At 61.2% G+C, this 23,193-nt stretch carries 24 protein-coding genes; 6 read left to right on the forward strand and 18 right to left on the reverse strand.

Annotated features, from left to right (window positions below):
* Nucleotides 1–57 precede the first annotated feature (57 nt).
* From AADA15_RS13790 to AADA15_RS13805, 4 genes are all read right to left on the reverse strand, one after another.
* Nucleotides 58–699: an acyl-homoserine-lactone synthase gene (locus AADA15_RS13790; protein ID WP_341642134.1), complete on the reverse strand. Its 642-nt coding sequence runs from the start codon at nt 697–699 to the stop codon at nt 58–60.
* A gap of 111 nt (nt 700–810) precedes the next feature.
* Nucleotides 811–1,530, reverse strand: a complete 720-nt coding sequence (locus AADA15_RS13795; RefSeq protein WP_341642135.1) for a helix-turn-helix transcriptional regulator — start codon at nt 1,528–1,530, stop codon at nt 811–813.
* 373 nt (nt 1,531–1,903) lie between these two features.
* Complete coding sequence (gene ccrA, locus AADA15_RS13800) at nt 1,904–3,190, reverse strand: crotonyl-CoA carboxylase/reductase (protein WP_341642136.1); 1,287 nt, start codon at nt 3,188–3,190, stop codon at nt 1,904–1,906.
* A 111-nt stretch (nt 3,191–3,301) separates the two neighbouring features.
* Nucleotides 3,302–4,741 (reverse strand): 1-acyl-sn-glycerol-3-phosphate acyltransferase, encoded by a 1,440-nt coding sequence (locus AADA15_RS13805; protein WP_341642137.1) that lies wholly within the window; start codon nt 4,739–4,741, stop codon nt 3,302–3,304.
* Between the two features lie 163 nt (nt 4,742–4,904).
* Here AADA15_RS13805 and AADA15_RS13810 point away from each other — a divergent pair, with 163 nt between their 5' ends.
* The 3 genes from AADA15_RS13810 (at nt 4,905) to deoD (ending at nt 8,052) form a co-directional block, all read left to right on the forward strand.
* Nucleotides 4,905–6,878: a methylmalonyl-CoA mutase family protein gene (locus tag AADA15_RS13810; protein WP_341642138.1), complete on the forward strand. Its 1,974-nt coding sequence runs from the start codon at nt 4,905–4,907 to the stop codon at nt 6,876–6,878.
* Between the two features lie 127 nt (nt 6,879–7,005).
* A complete protein-coding gene (locus AADA15_RS13815) occupies nt 7,006–7,323 on the forward strand; it encodes an H-NS histone family protein (protein WP_341642139.1) in 318 nt (105 codons plus the stop codon).
* 24 nt (nt 7,324–7,347) lie between these two features.
* Complete coding sequence (gene deoD, locus AADA15_RS13820; RefSeq protein WP_341642140.1) at nt 7,348–8,052, forward strand: purine-nucleoside phosphorylase; 705 nt, start codon at nt 7,348–7,350, stop codon at nt 8,050–8,052.
* Between the two features lie 179 nt (nt 8,053–8,231).
* Here deoD and AADA15_RS13825 read toward each other — a convergent pair whose 3' ends face one another.
* The 12 genes from AADA15_RS13825 to AADA15_RS13880 form a co-directional block, all read right to left on the reverse strand.
* Nucleotides 8,232–9,095, reverse strand: coding sequence for an urea carboxylase-associated family protein (locus tag AADA15_RS13825; RefSeq protein ID WP_341642141.1), 864 nt, complete (start codon nt 9,093–9,095; stop codon nt 8,232–8,234).
* 175 nt (nt 9,096–9,270) lie between these two features.
* On the reverse strand, nt 9,271–10,446 hold the full coding sequence (locus AADA15_RS13830) for a type III PLP-dependent enzyme (protein WP_437343198.1): 1,176 nt from the start codon (nt 10,444–10,446) through the stop codon (nt 9,271–9,273).
* A gap of 617 nt (nt 10,447–11,063) precedes the next feature.
* Nucleotides 11,064–11,228 carry a hypothetical protein gene (locus AADA15_RS13835; RefSeq protein ID WP_341642143.1) on the reverse strand — a complete coding sequence of 55 codons (165 nt, stop codon included), beginning with the start codon at nt 11,226–11,228 and terminating at the stop codon, nt 11,064–11,066.
* A gap of 193 nt (nt 11,229–11,421) precedes the next feature.
* A complete protein-coding gene (locus AADA15_RS13840; protein WP_192965576.1) occupies nt 11,422–12,201 on the reverse strand; it encodes a succinate dehydrogenase iron-sulfur subunit in 780 nt (259 codons plus the stop codon).
* A gap of 150 nt (nt 12,202–12,351) precedes the next feature.
* The gene (locus tag AADA15_RS13845) at nt 12,352–13,233 is read right to left on the reverse strand and encodes a hypothetical protein (protein ID WP_341642144.1); all 882 of its coding nucleotides are present in this window, start codon (nt 13,231–13,233) and stop codon (nt 12,352–12,354) included.
* A gap of 117 nt (nt 13,234–13,350) precedes the next feature.
* The gene (sdhA, locus tag AADA15_RS13850) at nt 13,351–15,156 is read right to left on the reverse strand and encodes a succinate dehydrogenase flavoprotein subunit (RefSeq protein ID WP_341642145.1); all 1,806 of its coding nucleotides are present in this window, start codon (nt 15,154–15,156) and stop codon (nt 13,351–13,353) included.
* A 15-nt stretch (nt 15,157–15,171) separates the two neighbouring features.
* Nucleotides 15,172–15,543: a succinate dehydrogenase, hydrophobic membrane anchor protein gene (gene sdhD / locus AADA15_RS13855; protein ID WP_065272520.1), complete on the reverse strand. Its 372-nt coding sequence runs from the start codon at nt 15,541–15,543 to the stop codon at nt 15,172–15,174.
* Between the two features lie 22 nt (nt 15,544–15,565).
* Nucleotides 15,566–15,949, reverse strand: coding sequence for a succinate dehydrogenase, cytochrome b556 subunit (gene sdhC / locus AADA15_RS13860; protein ID WP_341642146.1), 384 nt, complete (start codon nt 15,947–15,949; stop codon nt 15,566–15,568).
* A gap of 290 nt (nt 15,950–16,239) precedes the next feature.
* Nucleotides 16,240–17,286, reverse strand: coding sequence for a MaoC family dehydratase (locus tag AADA15_RS13865; protein WP_341642147.1), 1,047 nt, complete (start codon nt 17,284–17,286; stop codon nt 16,240–16,242).
* Nucleotides 17,286–17,489, reverse strand: a complete 204-nt coding sequence (locus AADA15_RS13870; protein WP_065272517.1) for a DUF1737 domain-containing protein — start codon at nt 17,487–17,489, stop codon at nt 17,286–17,288. The genes AADA15_RS13865 and AADA15_RS13870 overlap by 1 nt, the downstream gene beginning before the upstream one ends.
* 7 nt (nt 17,490–17,496) lie before the next feature.
* A complete protein-coding gene (locus AADA15_RS13875; protein WP_341642148.1) occupies nt 17,497–18,045 on the reverse strand; it encodes an NnrU family protein in 549 nt (182 codons plus the stop codon).
* Between the two features lie 37 nt (nt 18,046–18,082).
* Nucleotides 18,083–18,937 carry an HpcH/HpaI aldolase/citrate lyase family protein gene (locus tag AADA15_RS13880; protein WP_341642149.1) on the reverse strand — a complete coding sequence of 285 codons (855 nt, stop codon included), beginning with the start codon at nt 18,935–18,937 and terminating at the stop codon, nt 18,083–18,085.
* Nucleotides 18,938–19,357: 420 nt separating this feature from the next.
* Here AADA15_RS13880 and AADA15_RS13885 point away from each other — a divergent pair, with 420 nt between their 5' ends.
* The gene (locus AADA15_RS13885; RefSeq protein ID WP_341642150.1) at nt 19,358–19,672 is read left to right on the forward strand and encodes a hypothetical protein; all 315 of its coding nucleotides are present in this window, start codon (nt 19,358–19,360) and stop codon (nt 19,670–19,672) included.
* Nucleotides 19,673–19,744: 72 nt separating this feature from the next.
* Here AADA15_RS13885 and AADA15_RS13890 read toward each other — a convergent pair whose 3' ends face one another.
* Complete coding sequence (locus tag AADA15_RS13890) at nt 19,745–20,500, reverse strand: sulfite exporter TauE/SafE family protein (RefSeq protein WP_437343201.1); 756 nt, start codon at nt 20,498–20,500, stop codon at nt 19,745–19,747.
* A gap of 160 nt (nt 20,501–20,660) precedes the next feature.
* On the opposite strand from AADA15_RS13890, the gene mdh reads away from it, so the two are divergent.
* Complete coding sequence (gene mdh, locus AADA15_RS13895; protein ID WP_341642152.1) at nt 20,661–21,623, forward strand: malate dehydrogenase; 963 nt, start codon at nt 20,661–20,663, stop codon at nt 21,621–21,623.
* A gap of 466 nt (nt 21,624–22,089) precedes the next feature.
* Here mdh and AADA15_RS13900 read toward each other — a convergent pair whose 3' ends face one another.
* Complete coding sequence (locus tag AADA15_RS13900; RefSeq protein WP_341642153.1) at nt 22,090–22,677, reverse strand: TetR/AcrR family transcriptional regulator; 588 nt, start codon at nt 22,675–22,677, stop codon at nt 22,090–22,092.
* Between the two features lie 81 nt (nt 22,678–22,758).
* On the opposite strand from AADA15_RS13900, the gene AADA15_RS13905 reads away from it, so the two are divergent.
* Nucleotides 22,759–23,172, forward strand: coding sequence for a DUF4345 domain-containing protein (locus AADA15_RS13905; RefSeq protein ID WP_341642154.1), 414 nt, complete (start codon nt 22,759–22,761; stop codon nt 23,170–23,172).
* Nucleotides 23,173–23,193 lie beyond the last annotated feature (21 nt).

Consider the following 23,193-nt stretch of genomic DNA (forward strand, 5'->3'; position numbering starts at 1 on the left):
CTGCACCAGCGGCAACCGACCCGGGAACAAGCAGGGATTATTCAACAGGAACGCAAATCAACCGGTCATCGCCATCGGCGCGACGGGGCCGGCATCCCCAAAGGCACGTTCGAACCAAAGGCGCGACAACTCGGGCGCAATCTCGGCACGTTTCGCCACCATATCATAGCTTTCGGGCGTGAACTCCCAAAGGCCGACGTTGATCTGATCACGCCCTTCACCTTCGGTGCCCAGTACCTCGGGGCTGGAGCCGATGGCACGGTATATGCGCACCATGCGCTTGTCGAAAACGCCTACAAAATGACGCACACCAAAATTGCGCATGATCTCACCACCGCCCAGCATCAAGGCGCCGGCAACGCGGGAGGGGGCGTGGCGCGACAGGCAGAACCGCGTGCACTCCCAGATCAGCGGGCTGACAATGGGCGCACCGCCAGTCAGATGGCCAAAGATCTCGTTCACCATGACGCGCCCCGTGGTCGGCAGGAACCGCATCGAGCCGCCGTGGCTGCCGTCGGGCATTTCCCAGATCACATAAAGCGGATCCAGCGCGTCGTACTGATCGCGCTCTTCACCATTGGCATCAACATTGACCTCCCAGCCCAGCCGAGTGCGGAATTGATCGGCGCGGTCCGTAAACATGGAGTGGGCCAGTTCCGGGTATTTGTGAAGGTCGTGTCCGTAGATGTATCGAAGCATTTGCATTGTCCCCTTTAGCTTGAAATGCAGGGACAGAATACGGCCTGAAAGTGAAGAACCAAAGACTTTAGATAAATTGTCGAGGCTAAATTCTATTTTTTATTCAACCACTTAAACAACAATCAGGCCGCAACTAAGGGCCCGCGCAATTGCATGCGTGGTGTTCAGCGCGCCAAGCTTGAAACGTGCGCTTTCGATGTAAACGCGCAACGTATGTTCGGAAATCGACAGGGTTTGTGCGACTTGCGCACGGCTGTACCCAATGGCCAGCAGCGTCAGTGCGTCGATTTCACGCGGCGACAGGGTCTGTGCTTTGTCAGGTCCACGATCCGGTTCGAATTCCAGCGCTTTTCTATTGAAATAGTGCGCCATGAGAATCAGTTCGCGACTGTGGTTTTCAGTAAATTCAGCCCATTCTTCATCCTCGCAATTATGATTGACGGTAAACAGGGCGAATTGCCCGTTCGGCCCGCGAATCGGAATTGAATACCCCTGATTGCCGACCCCGTGGGCCAGCGCGTCTTTCAGGAATATGCGTGCGGATTTGGTTGACCAGTCGAGCCGTTTCCAATCGACGGGGTGGAACCTCTGGTAGCAGCCGATAATGACCGGATCAGTGCGCAGATAACCCTGCTCGAGGTAGTGCTGGACCCAGGCGTCGTCGTAGGTACCGCAGCCGTATTGCTCTCCGGCGCTGTCGACCCAGTGGTAGACGATGTGATCGATGCCAAAGGCATCCCGCACGCGCTCGGTGATCTCCTGGAGACCCTCAAGAGTCGTGGTGGCATCCAAGTCCTCCAGAATGCCGTCGAGATCTACCTTCTTCCCCATAGGATTGCGCACCGTTGTCGTCTGCTCTTGGGGAGATCTCCGCGTAAGCGATATCCAGCGCGATATCCAGCTGGTCGCTCAGCCTCCCCAGACCTTTTGCAGCGGCAACCTCCCTGAGGTCAACGAGAACGTCCAAAATCCATCCATTTTCTCCCATCGCGGCCCCCTGAGCCTTTCCAATTCCTGCCTCCAACGTAATTTCTTTGCAAAATTTGTCCTATTCGCGGGTTTTTCTTCCCCTGAAATAGTGAGGCACAGACACGTAAGTCGCTGATTTTTCATTTTGGGAGATTTCAAAAGCAAAAAAAGAGCGAACCATTTGAAATGATTCGCTCTTACGTTTTCTGTAGGCTGTCGCCGGGTGTTCTGCGGATTACTTGCCCGCGTCAAGCACCTCGGCCAAGGTGCGCATGCCGGTCTTGGGGGCCTGCACCAGCACCGACATATTGCCCGGCAGATGCTCGTTGCGCAGCATCTTCATGTGGGCTTCGGGCAGATCGTTCCAGGCAAAAACCTCGGACATGCAGGGGTCAAGACGGCGCTCGATCATCAGCTTGTTGGCCGCCGAGGCCTGCTTCAGATGGGCAAAGTGCGATCCCTGCAAACGCTTCTGGTGCATCCACATGTAGCGCACATCGAAGGTACAGTTGAAGCCGGAGGTGCCTGCGCAAATCACGACCATGCCGCCCTTTTTCACCACGAACGTAGAGACCGGGAAGGTCGCCTCGCCGGGGTGTTCAAAGACCATGTCCACGTTCACACCCTTGCCGGTGATGTCCCAGATCGCCTTGCCGAACTTGCGGGCTTCCTTGAACCAATTGGCGTATTCCGGGGTGTTGACCGTGGGCAACTGGCCCCAGCAGTTGAAGTCCTTGCGGTTCAGAACGCCCTTGGCACCCAGCCCCATGACGAAGTCACGCTTGCTCTCGTCCGAGATCACGCCGATCGCATTGGCGCCGGCGGTGTTGATCAGCTGGATCGCATAGGAGCCAAGACCGCCCGATGCGCCCCAGACCAGAACGTTCTGGCCCGGCTTCAGGTCATGCGGCTCATGGCCGAACAGCATCCGGTAGGCAGTCGCCAAGGTCAGCGTGTAGCAGGCGCTTTCTTCCCAGCTCAGGTGCTTGGGGCGCGGCATCAGCTGCTGGGCCTGCACGTTGGTGAACTGGGCAAAGGAGCCATCGGGGGTTTCATAGCCCCAGATGCGCTGGCTGGGGGAATACATCGGATCGCCACCGTTGCATTCCTCGTCGTCGCCGTCGTCCTGGTTGCAGTGGATCACAACCTCGTCGCCCACTTTCCAGCGCGTGACCTTGTCACCCACGGCCCAGACGATGCCCGACGCATCGGAGCCCGCGATATGATAGGGGGCCTTGTGGCCGTCAAAGGGCGAGATCGGCTTGCCAAGGGCTGCCCAGACACCGTTGTAGTTGACGCCCGCCGCCATCACCAGGACCAGCACCTCGTGGCTGTCCAGCTGGGGCACGTCCACCACTTCCTCGACCATGGCGGTGTTCGGCTCGCCGTGACGTTCCTTGCGGATGGTCCAGGCGTACATTTTCTTGGGGACGTAACCCATCGGGGGGATTTCGCCCATCTCATAGAGATCCTTCTCGGGCGCCTCGTAGGACAGAACGTCGGTCTGCGTGTCCAGAGCCATGATGGCCTCCTTCGTATGAAACATTTCGCCGCAATGCAGAATCGCGGGCCTTTCTAGGGAATAGAAATGGGAAGGTAATAATGCAACCCCATTTGATGCCGTTTTGTAATTTTATGACCTTGCAGTCGCAGAAATTTCCTTGGCACTCGCAGCATCAGAGGTCAGAGAGGCCGCCGGAACAAGGTGGCGGATCGAGTTGGCATAGTAGACCAGAAGATCCCGTTTGGCCGGAACAGGCTGGTATCGTCCCCGCTCGGCCCAAACGATTCCCCGCCGGATCAGGATGCGCAGCGCCGATTCAACCGCGTAGGCATGACTGTGGCGCGGCACGTGGATATGCGCCATCGGCATCCGCTCCAGAAGCGCGCCCAGCCTGTGCTCCAAGGCGCTGCGCGACATCGCCCCTTCGGACAGCAAAAGCCAGGCCACGGCAGGCACGGGCAGCACCGGCACGATCTCCCCGATCCGCTCCATCAGCTCCTGCGACAGGGGTTCGGGCAGATCGTCAGCGCCCTGCCCGTCTGGCGGCTGCGCGGCGGTAAACTCGGCAAGGCTGAGCGGGCGACCAAAGTTCACCGCCGCATAGCCGAACCGGTGGTAGCGCCCCGTCATCCAAAGCCACAGCTGCCGCAGCATCCGCGCCATGACGACCCCGATGCGGGCCTTGAACCGCCGCTCCCCTGCGCGCCCCGCCGAGGTCAGGATCTTGTCCTCCAGCACCCAGTCATAGTTCAGCCCAACGGGCACAAAGACCACATCACGACGGGGGCCTGCCGCGCCCTGCGCCGCGACGATGTATTTCAGCAGCCCCATGCGCGGCGATGACAGCGCCCCATCAAGGCTCAGGCCCCCTTCGGGGAACATGGCCTGCGTTGCGCCCCCTTGGGTGGCAAGGCGCACATAGGTCGCCAGCACCCTGCGATAGAGCTCATTGCGCGATTTGCGCCGGATGAAATAGGCCCCCATGGCCCGGATCAGCCGCGACAGGGGCCAGACCCGCGCCCACTCCCCCACCGCATAGGACAGCGCCGAGCGCCGCGCCGCCAGATAGGTGATCAGCACGTAATCCATGTTGCTGCGGTGGTTCATCACAAAGACCAGCGTGGCCTCCGGATCGATCCGGCGCAGGGCCTCTTCGTCCTGATGGCCCAGCCGCACCCGGTAGATCGCATTCGAAAGCCAGCGCGTGACGCGAATGGCAAAGCTGAAATAGGTGAAGGCGGAAAAGGAGGGCACGATCTCGCGCGCATAGCGGCGTGCCTCCTCAAAGGCGACGTTGTCGGGAATGCCCTCGGCTGCGGCGTGATCGGCCACCGCCTGCGCCACCTGCGGATCGTAGATCAGCCGCTGGATCATGTCATAGCGCCGCGCCAGCCGGAACGGCTCGATCGGGCGTTCCAGCCGCTGATTGAGCCGCGCCACCGCCCGCTCAAGCCGTCGCCGGAAGAACCAGCGCACGGAAGGAAACAGGAAATGCGAGGCAAAGGTGACCGCCGCAAAAAGCAGGATCAGCGCAAAGAGCCAAATCGGGATCTCGACGGTCTCGGTCATGGGCCGACTGTGGCAGCAAAGCCGGGTCCGGGCAATTGTGACGCAGGATAACAGCCCGCACGAAGCTTCGCCGCAACGCAGCGAATTGACATGGATCTATTATTCCGCTTTACATCGCCACAGCGAAATAAAATTACCGAACCTAGAATCGTGAGGCCCGCCCATGTCGCAGACGCAGAATGACCGCAAAGCCGACCGCCCCTGGCTGATCCGCACCTATGCCGGCCACTCCACCGCCGAGGCCTCCAACGCACTGTATCGCTCGAACCTGGCCAAGGGTCAGACCGGCCTGTCCGTCGCTTTCGACCTGCCGACCCAGACGGGTTATGACAGCGATCACGTGCTGGCGCGCGGCGAAGTGGGCAAGGTGGGTGTTCCCGTCTGCCACCTTGGCGACATGCGCACCCTGTTCGACCAGATCCCGCTGGAGCAGATGAACACCTCGATGACGATCAACGCGACCGCGCCTTGGCTGCTCTCGCTTTACATCGCCGTGGCCGAGGAACAGGGCGCCGATGTCAGCAAGCTGCAGGGCACAGTCCAGAACGATCTGATCAAGGAATACCTCAGCCGCGGCACCTATATCTGCCCGCCCAAGCCGAGCCTCAAGATGATCGCGGATGTGGCCGAATACTGCTACACCAACGTGCCCAAATGGAACCCGATGAACGTCTGTTCCTACCACCTGCAGGAAGCCGGCGCGACGCCTGAACAAGAGCTGGCCTTTGCCCTGGCCACAGCGCAGGCGGTGCTGGACGAACTGCGCCCGCGCATCGCGCCTGAGGATTTCCCGGCGCTGGTCGGGCGGATCTCTTTCTTCGTGAACGCGGGCATCCGCTTTGTCACCGAGATGTGCAAGATGCGCGCCTTTGTCGATCTCTGGGATGAGATCTGCGAAAAACGCTATGGCGTGGACAACCCGAAATTCCGCCGCTTCCGCTATGGCGTGCAGGTGAACTCCCTCGGCCTGACCGAACAGCAGCCGGAAAACAACGTCTACCGCATCCTGATCGAGATGCTGGCAGTGACCCTGTCGAAAAAGGCCCGCGCCCGCGCGGTGCAGCTGCCCGCCTGGAACGAGGCGCTGGGCCTGCCGCGCCCATGGGACCAGCAGTGGTCCATGCGCATGCAGCAGATCCTGGCCTATGAAACCGACCTTCTGGAATACGAAGACCTGTTCGACGGCAACCCGGCGGTGGACCGCAAGGTCGAGGAGCTGAAGGAAGGCGCCCGCGCCGAGCTGGCCAACCTCGATAGCATGGGCGGCGCCGTGGCCTCGATCGAATACATGAAGTCGCGCCTGGTGGATTCAAACGCCGAACGCCTGAACCGGATCGAGCGCAATGAAACCGTAGTGGTGGGCGTCAACCGCTGGACCGAAGGCGAGCCCTCGCCGCTGCAGACCGAGGATGGCGGCATCATGGTTGTCGACCCGGCGGTGGAGCAGCAGCAGATCGGCCGCCTGAACGACTGGCGCGCCCAGCGGGACAATACTGCGGTCCAGGCCGCGCTGGCGGCCCTGCGCAAGGCGGCTGAGGAGGGCAGCAACATCATGGAGCCGTCGATTGCAGCCGCCAAGGCGGGCGTCACCACCGGCGAATGGGCCGAGGAAATGCGAAAGGTCCATGGCACCTATCGCGGCCCGACCGGCGTCTCCGGTTCTCCCTCGAACAAGACCGAGGGACTGGATGATCTGCGCGAGGCGGTGAATGCGGTCAGCGACCAGCTGGGACGCAGGCTCAAGTTCGTGGTCGGCAAGCCGGGCCTTGACGGGCATTCGAATGGCGCCGAACAGATTGCCTTCCGCGCCCGCGACTGCGGCATGGACATTACCTATGACGGTATCCGCATGACCCCGCAGGAACTGGTGGAGCAGGCCCGCAAGGACGACGCCCATGTGGTCGGCCTGTCGATCCTCTCGGGCAGCCACCTGCCGCTGGTCGAGGACATGATGACCCTGATGCGCGATGCCGGCCTTGGCCATATCCCGGTCGTGGTCGGAGGAATCATCCCCGATGACGATGCGGAACGTCTCAGGAAGATGGGTGTCGCCCGTGTCTATACCCCGAAAGATTTCGAGCTGAATTCAATTATGGGGGATATCGTGGAATTGGCAAAACCACCCCAAATTGCATGAAATGAGGTTACTGGCGCCCTTTTGTGACTGAAATGTAAAAAAATGGGCTAATAATTTCATTTTCGTTACGGCATACAGGGTGACACAGGAACAACCTGTGTGGCCCTATTATTGCCGGAGTATCGAAATGAGTGTTGACCTTTCTTCCATGTCGCGCAGCGAATTGATTGAGCTGAAAGCCAAAGTGGAAGCAGCCATTAAATCGGCCGAAGTGCGTGAGCGGCAGGAAGCCCTGAAAGCTGCGGAAGAAGCAGCCGCCAAGTATGGGTTCTCGCTGGATGAGATCGCCGGCGCCTCCCGCAGCAGCGGCAAAAAGCAAAAAGCCACAGCAAAATATCGCAATCCCAATAACCCCGAAGAAACCTGGAGCGGACGCGGGCGCAAACCTCATTGGGTTCATGCGGCTCTTACTGCCGGAATGGACATTTCCGACCTTGAGATCTGATTATTTCCGGCTCGGAGCACAATAATGACAATCCATATCGGCGCCGAGAAGGGCGATATTGCCGAAACGGTTCTGATGCCGGGCGATCCTTATCGGGCAAAATGGGCTGCAGAAACGTTTTTGCAGGATGCGCGTCTTGTAAATGAAGTGCGCGGGATGCTGGGCTATACCGGCACCTGGAACGGCCATCCGGTTACAATTCAGGGCAGCGGCATGGGAATGCCCTCGCTTTCGATTTATGCCAATGAATTGATCCGAGATTTCGGCGCAAAGACACTGATCCGGATCGGCTCCTGCGGTGGCATGCAGAAATCGGTGGCGGTGCGCGATGTCATTCTTGCCATGACCGCGACCACGGCAGGCTCGCCCTCGGCGACGATGTTCAAAGAGGTGAATTTCGCGCCCTGTGCGGATTGGTCCTTGCTGAAAGCCGCAGCCGAGGCGGCAGGCAAACGCGACGTTGCCACGCATGTGGGCGGGATTTACTCCTCCGACACCTTCTATGACGAACGCCCCGATCTGAATGAACAGATGGTGCGTCACGGCATTCTGGGTGTCGAGATGGAAGCCGCCGAGCTTTATACTCTGGCTGCCCGGTATGGCTGCCGTGCCCTTGCGGTGCTGACCGTTTCCGACCACCTTTTGACCGGCGAGGCCCTGCCCTCGGAGCAGCGCGAGCGCAGCTTTGGCGACATGGTGGAGATCGCACTCGAAGCCGCCTTCGGCTGAACCTCCGCCCTCACCTGAAACTGAAACGGGCAACGGACAACATCCGCTGCCCGTTTTTTCTTGGCCCTCGTTTTGCGGCGATGCAGCGCGGCGCAGGCGCGCTGCCGGGCCCAAGGCTTTTTGCCGCCCCCAAGGGGCGGCGCAAAGGCGCGGGAGCCCCTCCCCCTTTTCGGTGCTGACTACCGTCCGTGGCTGCGGTCGTATCCGTTTGGCGCAGGGCTGTTCCAAGCCGCCAGCGCACCGTCGGCCGGGGCAAAGACCTCGACCAACAGCGGATAGCAGGCCGCTGTATCGCTGGAATGCTCCGCCGAACAATCCCCCCCCGGACATGCACTCAGCGCGCCCAGAATGTCGATCTCGGCAAAGAATTCCAGATAGTCGCCGGGGCGCACCGGGCTGGCCTTCATGAAATACTGCCCTGTGTCACGGGTGAACCCCGTGCACATGAAGACGTTGAGCACATCGTGCACATGGGGTTCCGCCTCCATGAGGCTGACATCCAGATGATCCGCCAGCGCCCGTGTGAGGTTTGAGTGGCAACAGTGGTGATACTGGCTGCCCGCCAATAGGTTGCCGGTGTAAGGGTCGCAGCGGGTGCCAATCACATCGTGAACCGAACCGCCAAATTCATCCATGCCGTACCAGTCCAGCGTATCGTCGATGATGGTCGCCATGGGGCGCAAATGCGGAAAGCTCGACCACATCCGCTCGCCGGTGGTCAGATGGGTGCCATGCAGCGCGCGGCTCTTGCCGGAATAGAAACGTTCGGACAGATCCTTGAGGTTCCACAGGTTCAGATCCCCCACCTGCGGCCCTTCGACCGAGGAGATGCGAAAGAAGTGCCCGGCAGGCACTTCGAAACAGGCTGCATCGCGGGCGGAAACCAGCACCTCGCCGGTCTTTTCAGCGCCCTGTCGCGCTGCCCGGTACAAGGTCAGGTCCGGCACCGGCAGGGTCTCGTTCGGGTAGCAGATCACCGGCCTGATGGCCTTGCGGTCCGCCGCGTCCGGGGGCGCGGGATGGTGGGAAATATCAACTGTCATGGTCTGCTCCAATCCTTCTGACGGCAGCGCATGCCCCTTGGCAAAGGGGTGGGCGCGATCCGGCCTGTGACCGAATTTCAATGCCGCACTCTTGGAGCCATTGAAAAAACCAAAGGCGCCCGGGCACAAGTCCCGAACGCCTTTTCTGTCTTCAAATTTCGCTGAGCGCGTCTGCTCAGATCACCACCACATCCAGTGGCGGGAAGCCGTTGAAACCGACCGAGGCATAGGTCGAGGTATAGGCCCCGCAGGCATGGATCACCACGCGGTCCCCGCCCCTCAGCCCCAGCGGCAGCTGGTAGGGCTGCTTTTCATAAAGCACATCGGCGCTGTCGCAGGAGGGGCCGGCCAGCACGCAGGGGCCGGTGGCCTCATGATCGCGGTCGGTGGTGATGCGGTAGCGGATCGCCTCGTCCATGGTTTCAGCGAGGCCCGAGAATTTGCCGATATCGAGGTAGACCCAGCGATGCAGGTCATCCTCGTGCTTTTTGGAGACCAGCAGAACCTCGGCCACGATGGCACCGGCCTCGGCCACCAGACCGCGCCCTGGCTCGGCCATCACCTCGGCGGCATCGGGGAAGCGCGCATTGACCTGCGCCATCACCGCGCGGGCATAGTCGGTCGGCCCCATCACGGTATTAACGTAGGACGCCGGGAAACCGCCGCCGATGTTCAACAGGCGCATGCTGTGACCCGCGTCCCTTGCGGCCTGCCAGACGGTTCGCACCTGATCGAGCGTCACGCCCCAGGTCATCGGGTCGCGGGTTTGCGATCCGACATGGAACGACAGGCCATCGGCCACCAGCCCCAGATCGCGGGCGCGCTCCATCAGCGGGAGAGCCATCTCCGGGGTGCAGCCGAACTTGCGGCTGAGCGGCCAGTCCGCGCCGGTTGCATTGACCAGCAGGCGAATGCAGACATGGGCGCCGGGCGCGTGCTCGGCCAGCTTTTCCAGCTCCTCCACCGCGTCGGCGGCGAAGTGACGGATGCCGATCTCATGAGCATAGGCGATGTCGGCGGGGCGTTTGACGGTGTTGCCAAAGGTGATCTGATGCGGCGCAGCGCCAGCGGCCAGGCACATCTCGATCTCGGCACGGCTGGCGGCATCGAAGTTGGAGCCCGAGCGGACCAGGCGGCGCAGCAGGGCGGTCTCGGGGTTGGCTTTGACGGCATAGTGGATGCGGGCACGGCCCAGACCAGCGGCAAGCGCCGCATACTGGCGCGACACGGCAGCACCGTCGATCACGAGCGTCGGACGTGCGAAAGCGGTGTTCGCGATATGCTGGATGTGGCGTGCTGCAGGTACGACTTCACAATCGCGGGCAATCTGCCCGGTTACGTTTGCGTTCATGGTCATCTCCAAAAGACCCGGCCATATATGACCGCTCACTTCAATCAGAGACGTTACCGTCGCTACGTAACCCTAGGGCAGTCAGCCCTTTCGACAGAGGCGCGTGCGTTGGCGTCTTGTTCGCGCATATCGGGCAAACTTTCGAGTCGTTCAAGTGGTTTTCCGCACAGGGTCCAATTTTTTCCCGCTGGATTTTCTGAATCGCCCCGGCGTGCTCCCGCGTCCTTGGGGGCATCAAAGATGCCCCCGTCTGCCTTGGGCCCGGCGCCGCGCTCCGCGCGGCGCTACGCCCAAACGCAAAGGGCTGCCTCTGGCAGTCCTGACGCGGGCGGGAGCCGCCCCTTCAGCGTCCTGTCCTGCTGCGGCCCGCGGGGTTGAGGCACTGGCGCGGCGCGTCCGCACCGGGTTGCACTGCGCCGCAAAAGGTACAGCGCCACTGCCCCTTGCTCCGCTCGGCCCGCCAACGGCAATCACGGGTCAGCGATGACGTCTTTTGACGCCACAGAAAGTAGGCAAAGACGCCGACAAGAAGAATGAGAAGCAAAAAAGGCATGCGCGCTGTCTAGCGGCAGCGCGCATGTGTATCAATGAATGAGATCAAAGCCTGATACCGACAGTCAGGCTGCCTGGTAATAGGGAACATACCCTTCGGCTGGTTGCTCTTCCTTCGCCTGTGTTCGCGGGATCGGAGTATAGTAAGCATAAGCCTGTTCAAGAACGTCTAGCGCGGCAGCAGCTTTATCCTCGGAGCGTGTGGTCGTCTGTGCAGTCATGGTTGTCATGGAAACATATCCCTGTCTTCAGGATGCTTCCTCCCTGCGCCGTAAGATAGTCACCGCTCCGGTCAGTGTGGAGACGGGTTGTGCGCAGTCTCGACATGCGAAAAATGCAACGCTGTGCCCCCGGGACCCAAAGCAAAGCAGCCGCGACGGGGTGTCCCGTCACGGCTGCACTCTTTTCAAACACAATCGGGAATCAGACGGCGCGTTCGACCATCATCTGTTTGATGTGCGAGATCGCCTTGGCCGGGTTCAGACCCTTGGGGCAGGTCTTGGCACAGTTCATGATGCTGTGGCAGCGATACAGCTTGAACGGGTCTTCCAGCTGATCCAGACGCTCGCCGGTCGCCTCGTCGCGGCTGTCAATGATCCAGCGGTAGGCGTGCAGCAGCGCGGCGGGGCCGAGGTAGCGATCACCGTTCCACCAGTAGCTGGGGCAGGAGGTGGAGCAGCTGGCGCACATCACGCATTCATAAAGACCGTCCAGCTTCTTGCGGTCCTCGATGGACTGTTTCCACTCTTTCGCGGGGCGGTTGGTTTTGGTTTCCAGCCAGGGCATGATCGAGGCGTGCTGCGCATAGAAATGGGTGAGATCCGGAATGAGGTCCTTCACCACCGGCATATGCGGCAGCGGGTAGATCTTCACGTCGCCCTTGATCTCGTCCAGGCCATAGATACAGGCCAGCGTGTTGATCCCGTCGATGTTCATCGCGCAGGAGCCACAGATGCCTTCGCGGCAGGAGCGGCGGAAGGTCAGGGTCGGATCGATCTCGTTCTTGATCTTGATCAGCGCGTCCAGAACCATGGGGCCGCATTTGTCCATGTCCAGGAAATAGGTGTCCACCTGCGGGTTCTTCCCGTCATCCGGGTTCCAGCGATAGATCTGGAACTTGCGGACGTTGGTTGCGCCTTCGGGCTTGGGCCACGTCTTACCCGTGGTGATCTTGGAGTTTTTCGGAAGTGCGAATTCGACCATAGATCTGTCTCCTTGCTTAGCCGCCCATCGTCAGGGACCAAAGCGGTGCCTGCAGACAGGAGATCGGATGAACCGGCGATAGGGCAATACCCTGCCGGAAAGCGAGTGCTGCGCCCATTCGGGCGCTTGCGTTCAGGGGTGCGGGGGCCGTCATGCCAGCCCTCCGCGCATCATTGGTTTTTCGGACGCCACATGGGCCAGCAGAGCCGCATCACCCGGAAACAGCCGCGACAGCCGGTCGGTCAACGCCTCATCCCGCGCCGCCAGGTGCAGAACCGACTGGTATTCGGCATCCTCTGCCATCTGGCGCCAGCGTTGATCGGTCTGAAGATCCTCGGCGCCCTTGGCATCCTTCTGGAAGGACGAGCCGCCGCCATAGGATTGCACCGCACCAAGGCCGTTGTCCTGCGCTTTCAGGCCCAGTTCGGCCAGCAGATCCGCGCGATAAGCCTCGTCGCGGCACCAGCGATCATAAGAGATGCAGGTGACCGCCAGCTCCTTGGCCATCTCCACCATGCCCAGAAGGCGGGTGTAAGTGTCCATGGCGCGCAGCAGGATGGCGTTGCGCCGCACAAGGCTGTAGCTTGGATTGCCCTGCATCTTTTTCAGAAGCGAGGCCGCCCAGTTGAGGAAACCGCGATAGATCAGCACGTTGTGGCTCAGAAGGCTTTCATCGAAGCCGCCGGACACCTGCCGGTTCCCGGTGAATTCCGCAGGCGAGGTATCCTCGTAGGACATCACCAGAAGCGCGCCATCACCGGCCGCGCCCGTCACCGCTGACATATCCCGCAGCGCCTTGTGCTGGGGGGCATGGGCACCGTTGACCTCGATCCCGCGAAAGCTGCGGAAAGGATCCTGTCCGGGCTTGCAGTTGTTGAGGAACACCGAGCGCCCAAAGGGTGCATTGCGCTGCATCCAGTCCACGATGGCGTGATTGCCCGAGCGGCGCATGCCAAAAAGGCGGAGGGCAACACCGGGAACGATCCCAAGGGGCTGCCATGCGCTCTGCGCCTGTTGCACGGCGAAAGACATCAGATGCCCTCCCCCTTGCAGGCCCACATATCCCTGCGCACAAGCAGGCGCCCCTCCATCAGGAGAGGCGCTGCAGCACGCGAATGATATGCGGCAGGACCCATCGCGTCTGCTGCCTTAGAAGGTCCGCGCCTTGGGCGCGATACGCTTGAGGCTGATGCCGCCTTCGTCCTCGGTGGTCAGAGGATCCGTGATCACCGGACGATAGCTGAGGTCCACGGTGTTGCCTTCGACGCGGGCAACCGAGTGGACACGCCAGTTTTCGTCGTCGCGGGTGGTGAAATCCTCATGCGCGTGGGCGCCACGGCTTTCCTTGCGGGCCTCGGCACCAACAATGGTGGCCAGCGCGTTCGGCATCAGGTTCGTGAGCTCCAGCGTCTCCATCAGGTCCGAGTTCCACACCAGCGAGCGGTCGGTGACCTTCAGATCGCCCATCTTCGCTGCGATGGCGGTCATCTTCTCGACGCCTTCGGCCATGGTTTCCGAGGTGCGGAAGACCGCCGCATCGGATTGCATGGTGCGCTGCATCTCAAGGCGCAGATCCGCTGTCGGGATGCCGCCATTGGCGTTGCGCAGCCCGTCGAAGCGGTCAAATGCCTTGTCGATCTGGGACTGGTTCAGCTCGGGGTTCGAAGTCTCGGGGTTCACCACCTTGCCTGCGCGGATCGCAGCGGCGCGGCCGAACACGACGAGGTCAATGAGCGAGTTGGACCCCAGACGGTTGGCGCCATGCACCGAGGCACAGCCCGCTTCGCCCACGGCCATCAGGCCCGGCACCACGGCGGTGGGGTCTTCGGCGGTGGGGTTCAGCACTTCGCCCCAGTAGTTGGTGGGAATGCCGCCCATGTTGTAGTGCACCGTCGGCAGAACCGGGATCGGCTCCTTGGTGACATCCACACCGGCAAAGATCTTGGCGCTTTCCGAAATGCCCGGAAGGCGTTCGGCCAGGGCCTCGGCCGGGAGGTGGCTGAGGTTCAGGTGAATGTGATCGCCATGTTCACCCACGCCGCGCCCCTCGCGGATCTCCATGGTCATGGAGCGGGAGACATAGTCGCGCGGGGCGAGGTCTTTATACTGGGGCGCATAGCGCTCCATGAAGCGTTCGCCCTCGGAGTTAGTCAGATAGCCGCCTTCGCCGCGCGCGCCTTCGGTGATCAGGCAGCCCGAGCCGTAGATGCCGGTCGGGTGGAACTGCACGAACTCCATGTCCTGCAGCGGCAGGCCCGCACGGGCCACCATGCCGCCACCGTCGCCGGTGCAGGTATGGGCCGAGGTGGCGCTGAAATAGGCACGGCCATAACCGCCGGTGGCCAGTACGACCATCTTGGCGTTGAAGACATGCATGGTGCCATCGTCAAGCTTCCAGCAGACAACGCCCTGGCACTGTCCGTCTTCGGACATGATCAGGTCGATGGCGAAATACTCGATGTAGAACTCGGCGTTGTTCTTGAGGCTCTGACCATAAAGCGTGTGCAGGATGGCGTGGCCGGTCCGGTCGGCGGCGGCACAGGTGCGCTGCACGGCGGGGCCTTCACCGAATTCGGTGGTGTGACCACCGAACGGACGCTGGTAGATCTTGCCCTCTTCGGTGCGCGAAAACGGCACGCCGTAGTGCTCCAGCTCGTAAACCGCCTTGGGCGCTTCACGGGCGAGGTATTCCATCGCGTCGGTATCACCCAGCCAGTCCGAGCCCTTGACGGTGTCATACATGTGCCACTGCCAGTGGTCCGGGCCCATGTTCGACAGCGAGGCAGCGATACCGCCCTGCGCCGCAACCGTGTGGGAACGGGTCGGGAAAACCTTGGTCACGCAGGCGGTGCGCAGACCCTGCTCGGCCATGCCGAGGGTCGCGCGCAGACCGGCACCACCGGCACCGACCACGACCACGTCATATTCATGTGTTTCGTATTCGTAAGCAGCCATTGGAAACCTCGGGGATTACAGGGCCAGACGGACGAGGGCGTAGACCCCGGTCACGGCGACAGCATAGGACAGGCAGGTCATCAGGATGATCGCCAGACGGCCCTTGAAGCCGTGGACGTAGTCTTCCAGCATGATCTGCGCACCCGATTTGAAGTGCATCATGCCGACCCAGATGGTCAGCGCGGCGATGATCGCCGGGAAGGGACGCGCGTAATAGGCGGTGATCTCTTCATAGGATCCGCCCAGTGCGCAGCCGAAGGTGAAGATGAACAGCGGCACCAGGATCAGCAGGGCAACCGAGCTGACCTGCATCGACCAGTGATGCTCGGTTCCGGATTTGGCCGCGCCCATGCCAATGGCGCGCTTGCGGTCTGTCAAATAACGCATAGCTTTCTCTCTCCCTTGGCGATCAGACGAGGATCAGGGTGATGGCGGTCAGGGCGACCGAGCCGATGATGACGATCCAGCCCAGTTTCTGAGCAGGCTCGAGGTCCATCATCTTGCCGTTGTCCCAGATCAGGTGACGCACACCTGCCAGAAGGTGATACCACATGCCCAGAACCGACAGGCTGAGGACAAGATCCCCGAACCAGCTGGTCAGCACCGCATTGGCGATTGCGAAATATTCAGCAGAAGTCGCCGCGGCGAGGAACCACCAGACAACCAGCAGCGCGGTCACGATCAGGGCATTGCCTGTGATCCGCGTCAGGATCGAGGTGACAGAGGTGATCTGCGGGCGGTAGATCGACAGATGCGGCGAAAGCGGGCGATTGCCCCGATTTACATCGGCCATGTTGGCTCCTTTCCGGTTAGCTGACCACGTTTTAGCGGTTTTTTGGGCGCTGTCACGCAAACGAGTGGTAAAAATCGCGCCATATTCACACTGCGGTGCAGAAAAGCCGGGATTTGTGATCACACCGGTCAGTTAAGTGATCACAAATTCTCAGATCCCTAAAAATGCACAGAATCACGGGGACGAACCGCCAGCCCCGCTTTGCCGCCGGGATGACCGCAGTCTCCCGGCCGTCGGGCCGTCCGGCGCCCATTCCCAGCGTGGGTAAAGGGCGCCGGGCATTGACACCGTCACTTGGGCATCAGGGCCCAGTAATCAAGATCCAGCAGCACCTCGGGCAGGTACTTGCCGTCTTCGCCCTTCAGCTGGAACGGCTCCCCGCCGCTGGTGGCGACCAGGCGCAGGCGGATGGCGCCGACGCCGGGGGCCTCGGTCTCGGCCTTGTCCAGAACCTCGGACCAGGCGCGGATGGTGGTGCCGGACAGGCAGGGGTTCGCATGCGCGCCACCGTTGAGGCCGACGATCATCTGCGCATTGGCCAAACCGTTGAAGGACAGCGCCCGCGCCATGGAGATCACGTGACCACCATAGATCAGCCGGGTGCCGTCGGGGCGCGCGGTGGCGTCGAAATGAACCTTGGCGGTGTTCTGCCACAGGCGAGTGGCCAGCATGTGCTCGGCCTCTTCAACCGTCACGCCATCGACGTGGTCGATGGTCTCGCCCACCTCGTAATCACCCCAGCGGTGGGGCTCACCGGCGAGCGTGAAGTCGTAACCGCTGAAATCAAGACCACCCGGGATTTTCAGATCCGAGGCCGGGATCACCTTGGTCAGCTCGGGGATCTGGGTTTCGGGCGCAGGCGCATCGAGGTTGTTCTTGCGCACCATCACCCAGCGCACATACTCCATCACGACCTCATCGTTCTGGTTCAGCCCGCGGGTGCGCACGTAAACGACGCCCGATTTGCCGTTGGAGTTCTGCTTGAGTCCGATCACCTCGGATTCCGAGCGCAGCGTGTCCCCTTCATAGACCGGCAACAGCCAGCGCCCCTCGGCATAGCCGAGGTTCGCGACCGCGTTCAGCGAAATATCCGGCACCGTCTTGCCGAATACGATGTGGAAGGCCACCAGATCATCGATGGGCGATGCGGGCAGACCACAGCCGCGCGCAAATTCATCCGAGGAATAGAGCGCATGACGCGCCGGATAAAGCGCGTGATAGAGCGCCCGCTCGCCCCCCGAAACGGTGCGCGGCACCGCGTGGGCGATCACATCCCCCACATTGTAGTCTTCGAAAAAGCGTCCCGGATTGGTTTTGGCCGCTGTGGTCTTGGCCATCAGTGCTCTCCCAGTTTTGTGTCAGGTGTGTAGGTGCCCTCGACCTCTTTCACCACGGATTGACCGCAGCGCATGATGCCCTTGACCGGGTCAAAGGTCTGGGTGGGGGAGCCATAAAGCTCCCATCCCTTGTTCAGCGCATCGGTCACCTTGTGACAAAAGGCAGAGGTGTCGTCTTCGCTCAGGAAACGATAGAGTTTCATGGATCACTTATCCCGGAAACGGTGAGGGGCCGATCAGCCCGTGGATGTAGCCGATGACGGCCAGCAGAACGATGGAGGCGACAAAGAACATCCCGTCCTTGGCGATGCTGCCCTTGGGGCCGGGGGTCCAGTTCGGCTCGGCGCGGTTGATCAGCATGATCTGCACCGGCACATACAGCAGCAAGCCACCGAACAGCACGATCGAGGCGAGATCGCCGTTGACCAGAAGATGCGCAATCGCCCAGAGGGCAAAGCCCGTCAGCATCGGATGGCGCATCCCTGACAGGAGCGCGCCCTTCTTGGGCGCAGGCGACATCATGTAAAGCGCGATCAGAACCAGCAGGTTGTTGATATGCACCATGAAGGCAGGCGGTGCCCAGACGTAGATGAAGTCAGTGGCGCGATAGCCCAGAACCATCAGAACGATGCCCGCCACGATAACCAGCGCGGTGATGCCCTTGCCCTTGTCGCCAAGGGATGCGCGGGCATCGGGGGCAAGGCGTTTGAACATATGCCCGCCCCACCACAGTAGGATGCCTAGGACCAAAAGTGCCATATCAGTCTCCGATCAAGGTGTTAAATGTGGTTAACACCTAGGCCGAAATGGCCGCGATTGCATCCGCTTTTGCAAGAATCTCCCGCGCCGTCACAACGTGCAGGTTCTCGACGATCTTGCCATCCACCACGGCCACGCCCTGCCCCGCGGCTTCGACCTCTTCAAAGGCGGCGATCTGGCGGCGGGCAAGGTCAATCTCGGCCTCGGAGGGCGCAAATGCGGTGTTGGTCACATCGACCTGCGCCGGGTGGATCAGGGTCTTGCCGTCAAAGCCCATGTCGCGGCCCTGATCGCATTCCGCTTTCAGCCCTTCGTCGTCCTTGAAGGCATTGTAGACGCCATCGACGATGATCTTGCCTTCCGCCTTGGCGGCCAGCAGGCACAGGCCCAGCCCGGCCATCATCGGCAGGCGGTCGGGGCGGAACCGGGTCTGCAGCTCCTTGGCCAGATCGTTGGTGCCCATCACCATGCCTTGCAGCTTCGGATGCGCCGCGATCGCGGCCGCGTTCAGCATCCCGCGCGGGGTTTCCATCATCGCCCAGAGCGGCTTGTCCCCGGTGATTTCGGCCAGCGCGTCCAGATCGGCGGGGGAGGACACCTTGGGCAAGAGGATCGCGTCGCAGTCCATCTTGGCAGCAGCCTCGGCATCGGCGCGGCCCCATTTGGTATCCAGCCCGTTGATCCGCACGATACGGACACGGGCGCCATAGCCGCCGGTTGCCAGCGCCTCTGCCAGCGTGTCGCGGGCGTTTTCCTTTTCCTCGACCGAAACGGCATCTTCCAGATCAAAGATCACCGCATCCACCGGCAGGGAGCGGGCCTTGTCCAGCGCGCGGGGCTTTGAACCGGGAATGTAAAGAACCGAACGATATGGGCGGGTGCGCGGGTCCATCAGGGGCCTCCAAGTCATTTTGTTGCGCAAACCGGTACAGATTCGACCAGATACTTTCAAGGGAATTCCCGCCGCAGTGCAGAAAAGCACAAAAAGGAAGCCCGAAACGCAAAATCCTCACAAAGAATACCATTGATATTTCAGCCGAATCATGAATGCGCACCTGATTAACGACTTGTCAGCACCTGTTTGGCACAGTTTTTGTGTCGAGCAGTCGATCCGGAACAGCCAAGACTCTGACTGACCGGGGGCCAGGACGGTCCATCCACAATGCCGCCGATCCGAGCGATCCGTGGCAAGGCTCTGGGCCAAAGGCCCGCATAACGATTACGTCAATCAAACCGGCCCATGAAGGGACTTCGGACAGGTGCAGCTTGCTGCCTCTGAACAGGTCTGGCCGTTCGGGAAAGGGTAAAACCCATGAAGAAGACGATGTTCAAAGCAACCGTTGGTCTGGCCGTTCTGGCCCTGACCGCAACCCAGTCCTTTGCTCAGGGCCGCAACTGCGCCCCGCGGGAAGTCGTGGTCGAGCGACTGGCAGAGAAATACGGCGAAAGCCGCCAGAGCATTGGCCTTGGTGGCCAGGGCATGGTGATGGAAACCTTCGCCTCGGCCGAATCCGGCACCTGGACGATCACCGTCACGATGCCCAACGGCATGACCTGCCTGATGGCCTCTGGCCAGTCCTATGAGGCGCTGGCAGAGGCCCTGCCCAGCACAGACAACGACGCCTGATCAGAGCATTCCTGATCGGCCCCTGACCGAACACCAGGATTGGACCGCCCATGTGGCGGCCCTTTCAGGGGCTTAGGTCAGCCCGTCCCAGATCAGCTTGACTCCGGTCACCGTCAACAGGACGTAGGCAACGGCAAAAAACAGGCGATCCGGTATGCTGTGGTGCAACCGCACGCCGAGCCAGGTGCCAATCAGGGCAAAAGGCGCAAGAACCAGATCCAGCGTCAGCGTCTCGGCGCTGAACAGTCCCAGACCTGCGTAGGGAATGGCCTTTGCCAGGTTTATCACCCAGAACACCAGAACCGTGGTGGCCTGGTATTCGGTCTTTGTCGGCTTTCTGCTGAGCAGGTAGACAGCCACCGGCGGCCCGCCTGCGTGGCTGACGAAACTGGTGAACCCGGCCAGCGCTCCGGCGCATGCCCCGGCCCAGCGCCCCATGATGCGGCTCCCTTGCAGGGCCAGCCCCAGATGCGCCCGCATCTGCCAGATCACGAATGCGACAGACAGCGCGCCAATCAACAGCCGCATGGCATCCGCATCGAGTCCCGCAAACAGCCAGGCCCCCAGGGCCACACCGGGGATCCCGCCAAGGATCAGCACCCCGGCGTCCGTGCCGTTCCAACGCCGCCAATAGGGTCGCAGCGCCGCCACATCCATCAGCATCAAAAGCGGCAGCATCAGCGCAAGCGCCTGACCAGGCTCGATAATCAATGCCAGAATCGAGGCTCCGGCAAAGGCCGCCCCGGACCCAAAGCCGCCTTTTGAGACCCCCGCGAAGATCACCGCGGGAATGGCAAAGGCGAAAAACACCGGTCCGGCATCCAGGATCTGCACGATGCGGAACTCCCTTATTTCACAACCATTTTTTCAGCGCAGGAGCCGACAGGCAAGGCTCAAAAGGCCCGCGCTGCAGCGCAGAACACTTGCGCGACGCCCCGCAAAGGCTTAGGCATCGCTGCAAATTCAACCGGACCGGAGAGACATCCCCATGGCACGACCCAAAATCGCCCTTATCGGCGCAGGTCAGATCGGTGGCACCCTTGCCCATCTCGCAGCTCTGAAAGAACTCGGCGACGTCGTTCTGTTCGACATCGCCGAAGGCACCCCGGAAGGCAAGGCGCTGGACATCGCGGAATCCGGCCCCTCCGAAGGCTTTGACGCCTCGCTGAAAGGCACCCAGGATTACGCCGACATCGCGGGCGCAGACGTCTGCATCGTGACCGCGGGCGTTCCGCGCAAGCCGGGCATGAGCCGCGACGACCTTCTGGGCATCAACCTGAAAGTCATGAAATCCGTTGGCGAAGGCATCCGCGACAACGCGCCCGACGCATTCGTGATCTGCATCACCAACCCGCTGGACGCGATGGTCTGGGCGCTGCAGAAATTCTCGGGCCTGCCAGCGCACAAGGTCTGCGGCATGGCCGGCGTTCTGGACTCCGCCCGCTTCCGCCACTTCCTGGCCGAAGAATTCAACGTCTCCATGAAAGACGTCACCGCCTTCGTTCTGGGCGGCCACGGCGACACCATGGTGCCTTCGGTGCGTTACTCCACCGTCGCAGGCATCCCGCTGCCTGACCTGATCGAGATGGGCTGGACCACTCAAGAGAAAATGGACGCCATCGTTCAGCGCACCCGTGACGGCGGCGCCGAAATCGTGGGCCTTCTGAAAACCGGTTCCGCCTTCTACGCCCCGGCCACCTCGGCGATCGAAATGGCCGAAGCTTACCTCAAAGACCAGAAGCGTGTCCTGCCCTGCGCCGCCTATTGCGACGGCGACCTCGGCGTCAGCGACATGTATGTGGGCGTGCCCACCGTGATCGGCGCGGGCGGCATCGAGAAGATCGTCAACATCAAGCTGAACAAGGCCGAGCAGGAGATGTTCGACACCTCCGTCAAGGCGGTTCAGGGCCTGGTCGAAGCCTGCAAGGGCATCGACGCCTCGCTGGCCTAAGGCCAGCACCAAACAAATTGCAAAAGGGTCCGGTCCTCCGGGCCCTTTTTCTTTGGTGGTGTTGACAGATCGTGTGGGTCGGTTAGTGGGCAAAACGACCGTTGGACCTCTTTTGTCATGGTGGTACGTCTACCCTATGAAGATCGAAATCATCGACTTTGATTGCCTGTCCGACGACCGAGAGGGGCGAAACCTTTTTGTGCTGTTCTCCAAGCACAAGATAGCTTTCGCATTTAACACTGTAGCGAAAGCCGAATTATGGGTTTCGAAAACCAACAGCTCATTCCCATGTGAGGTGTACCAACCACGCCCAAACGGTTTCCTTGATCCTCCACATGTGCACATGAGAGCAGACAGCCAATTCCGACTGAAAGACCTTATTGCCGTCGGTGATATCATCACGATTTTGTAGTTTTGACTTCAACGCGAACGACGCCGCCTGCGAACATGATCCTGCCTATCGCGTTCAGCTTTTGACCAGCGCTAAGGAAATCACCCGCTGCATTTCCGACAGGTAGTCCTCTGCGCTCCAGCCGCTGTCCAATACGCAGGCTGCCCAGCTGTCCATGTTCAAAAGCGAAAGGTACAGATCCGCCGCCCGATCCACCGTCAAATGATCCATCAGATCCCCATCGGCCTGTAGGGCATCCACGGCCGCGCGGCAGCCTTCCTTCATGGCGCCCATGCGGTTGCCCCAGGCGGATTTCGCCTCTTCATCGCCCTGCCCCATCGCCATCAGCGCCTGTTTCAGCGGATAGATCTCCGGGTAGAATTCCAGCATCGCGCGGGTGTAGGCCGCAAGGCGGCTTTTGCCGTCCGGCGCGCTGCGGCTGGGGGCCAGCCTTGCGTCAATCTCCAGCCTGTCACCAAAATGCAGGATCGCGGCGATCAGCATCTCCGACCGGTTTGCAAAATGATCATAGACCGTCTGCCGGGTGACCCCTGCGGCGCGGGCCACGTCGATCATCCGCAAGGGGGAGCCTTCGGACGCCAGCAGCAATTCCAGCACGGTTTCAAGCAGCAGATGGCGGGTTTGCGAGCGTTTATTTGACATGGTGTAAGATTTTCCTTGACGCAGTGTAAGGTTTTGCGGCATCAGATCAGCAATCGTACACAGTGTAAAGTGAGTGATGTCATGCCCCCTCTTGTGAAACCCTATCTTTTCCTCTCCGCCGCCGTGCTTTTGCTTGTCGGAGCCTTGCTCAGCTTTGCGCCAGAGGTTCTTTATGCCAGCTCGGGACAGGATCTGCCCGCTGCCGTGATGATCCGCTCGGACCTGCGCGCGGGCGGCATGTTGCTGCTGCTGTCCGGGCTTTTTGTCGGCGCGGCGACCCTTAACCTGCGCTCAGCGCGCCCCGCCCTGCAGCTTTCGGCCCTGGTGTATCTCGGCTACGGGCTGGGGCGGATCTCAAGCCTCGCCTTTGACGGCACTCCCGACACCACGCTGATGGCGGTTACGGGGGTTGAGTGGCTTTTGGGCCTTGCAGCCGTGGCGCTGCTGTGGCGCGGCCTCCCCGCGGACCCAAAGCAACGTGTCCAGACAGCCTGAGAGGCCGATCCGCGCGCCTGA

This window comes from Phycobacter sedimenti, assembly GCF_038148855.1.
GTDB lineage: Bacteria > Pseudomonadota > Alphaproteobacteria > Rhodobacterales > Rhodobacteraceae > Phycobacter > Phycobacter sedimenti.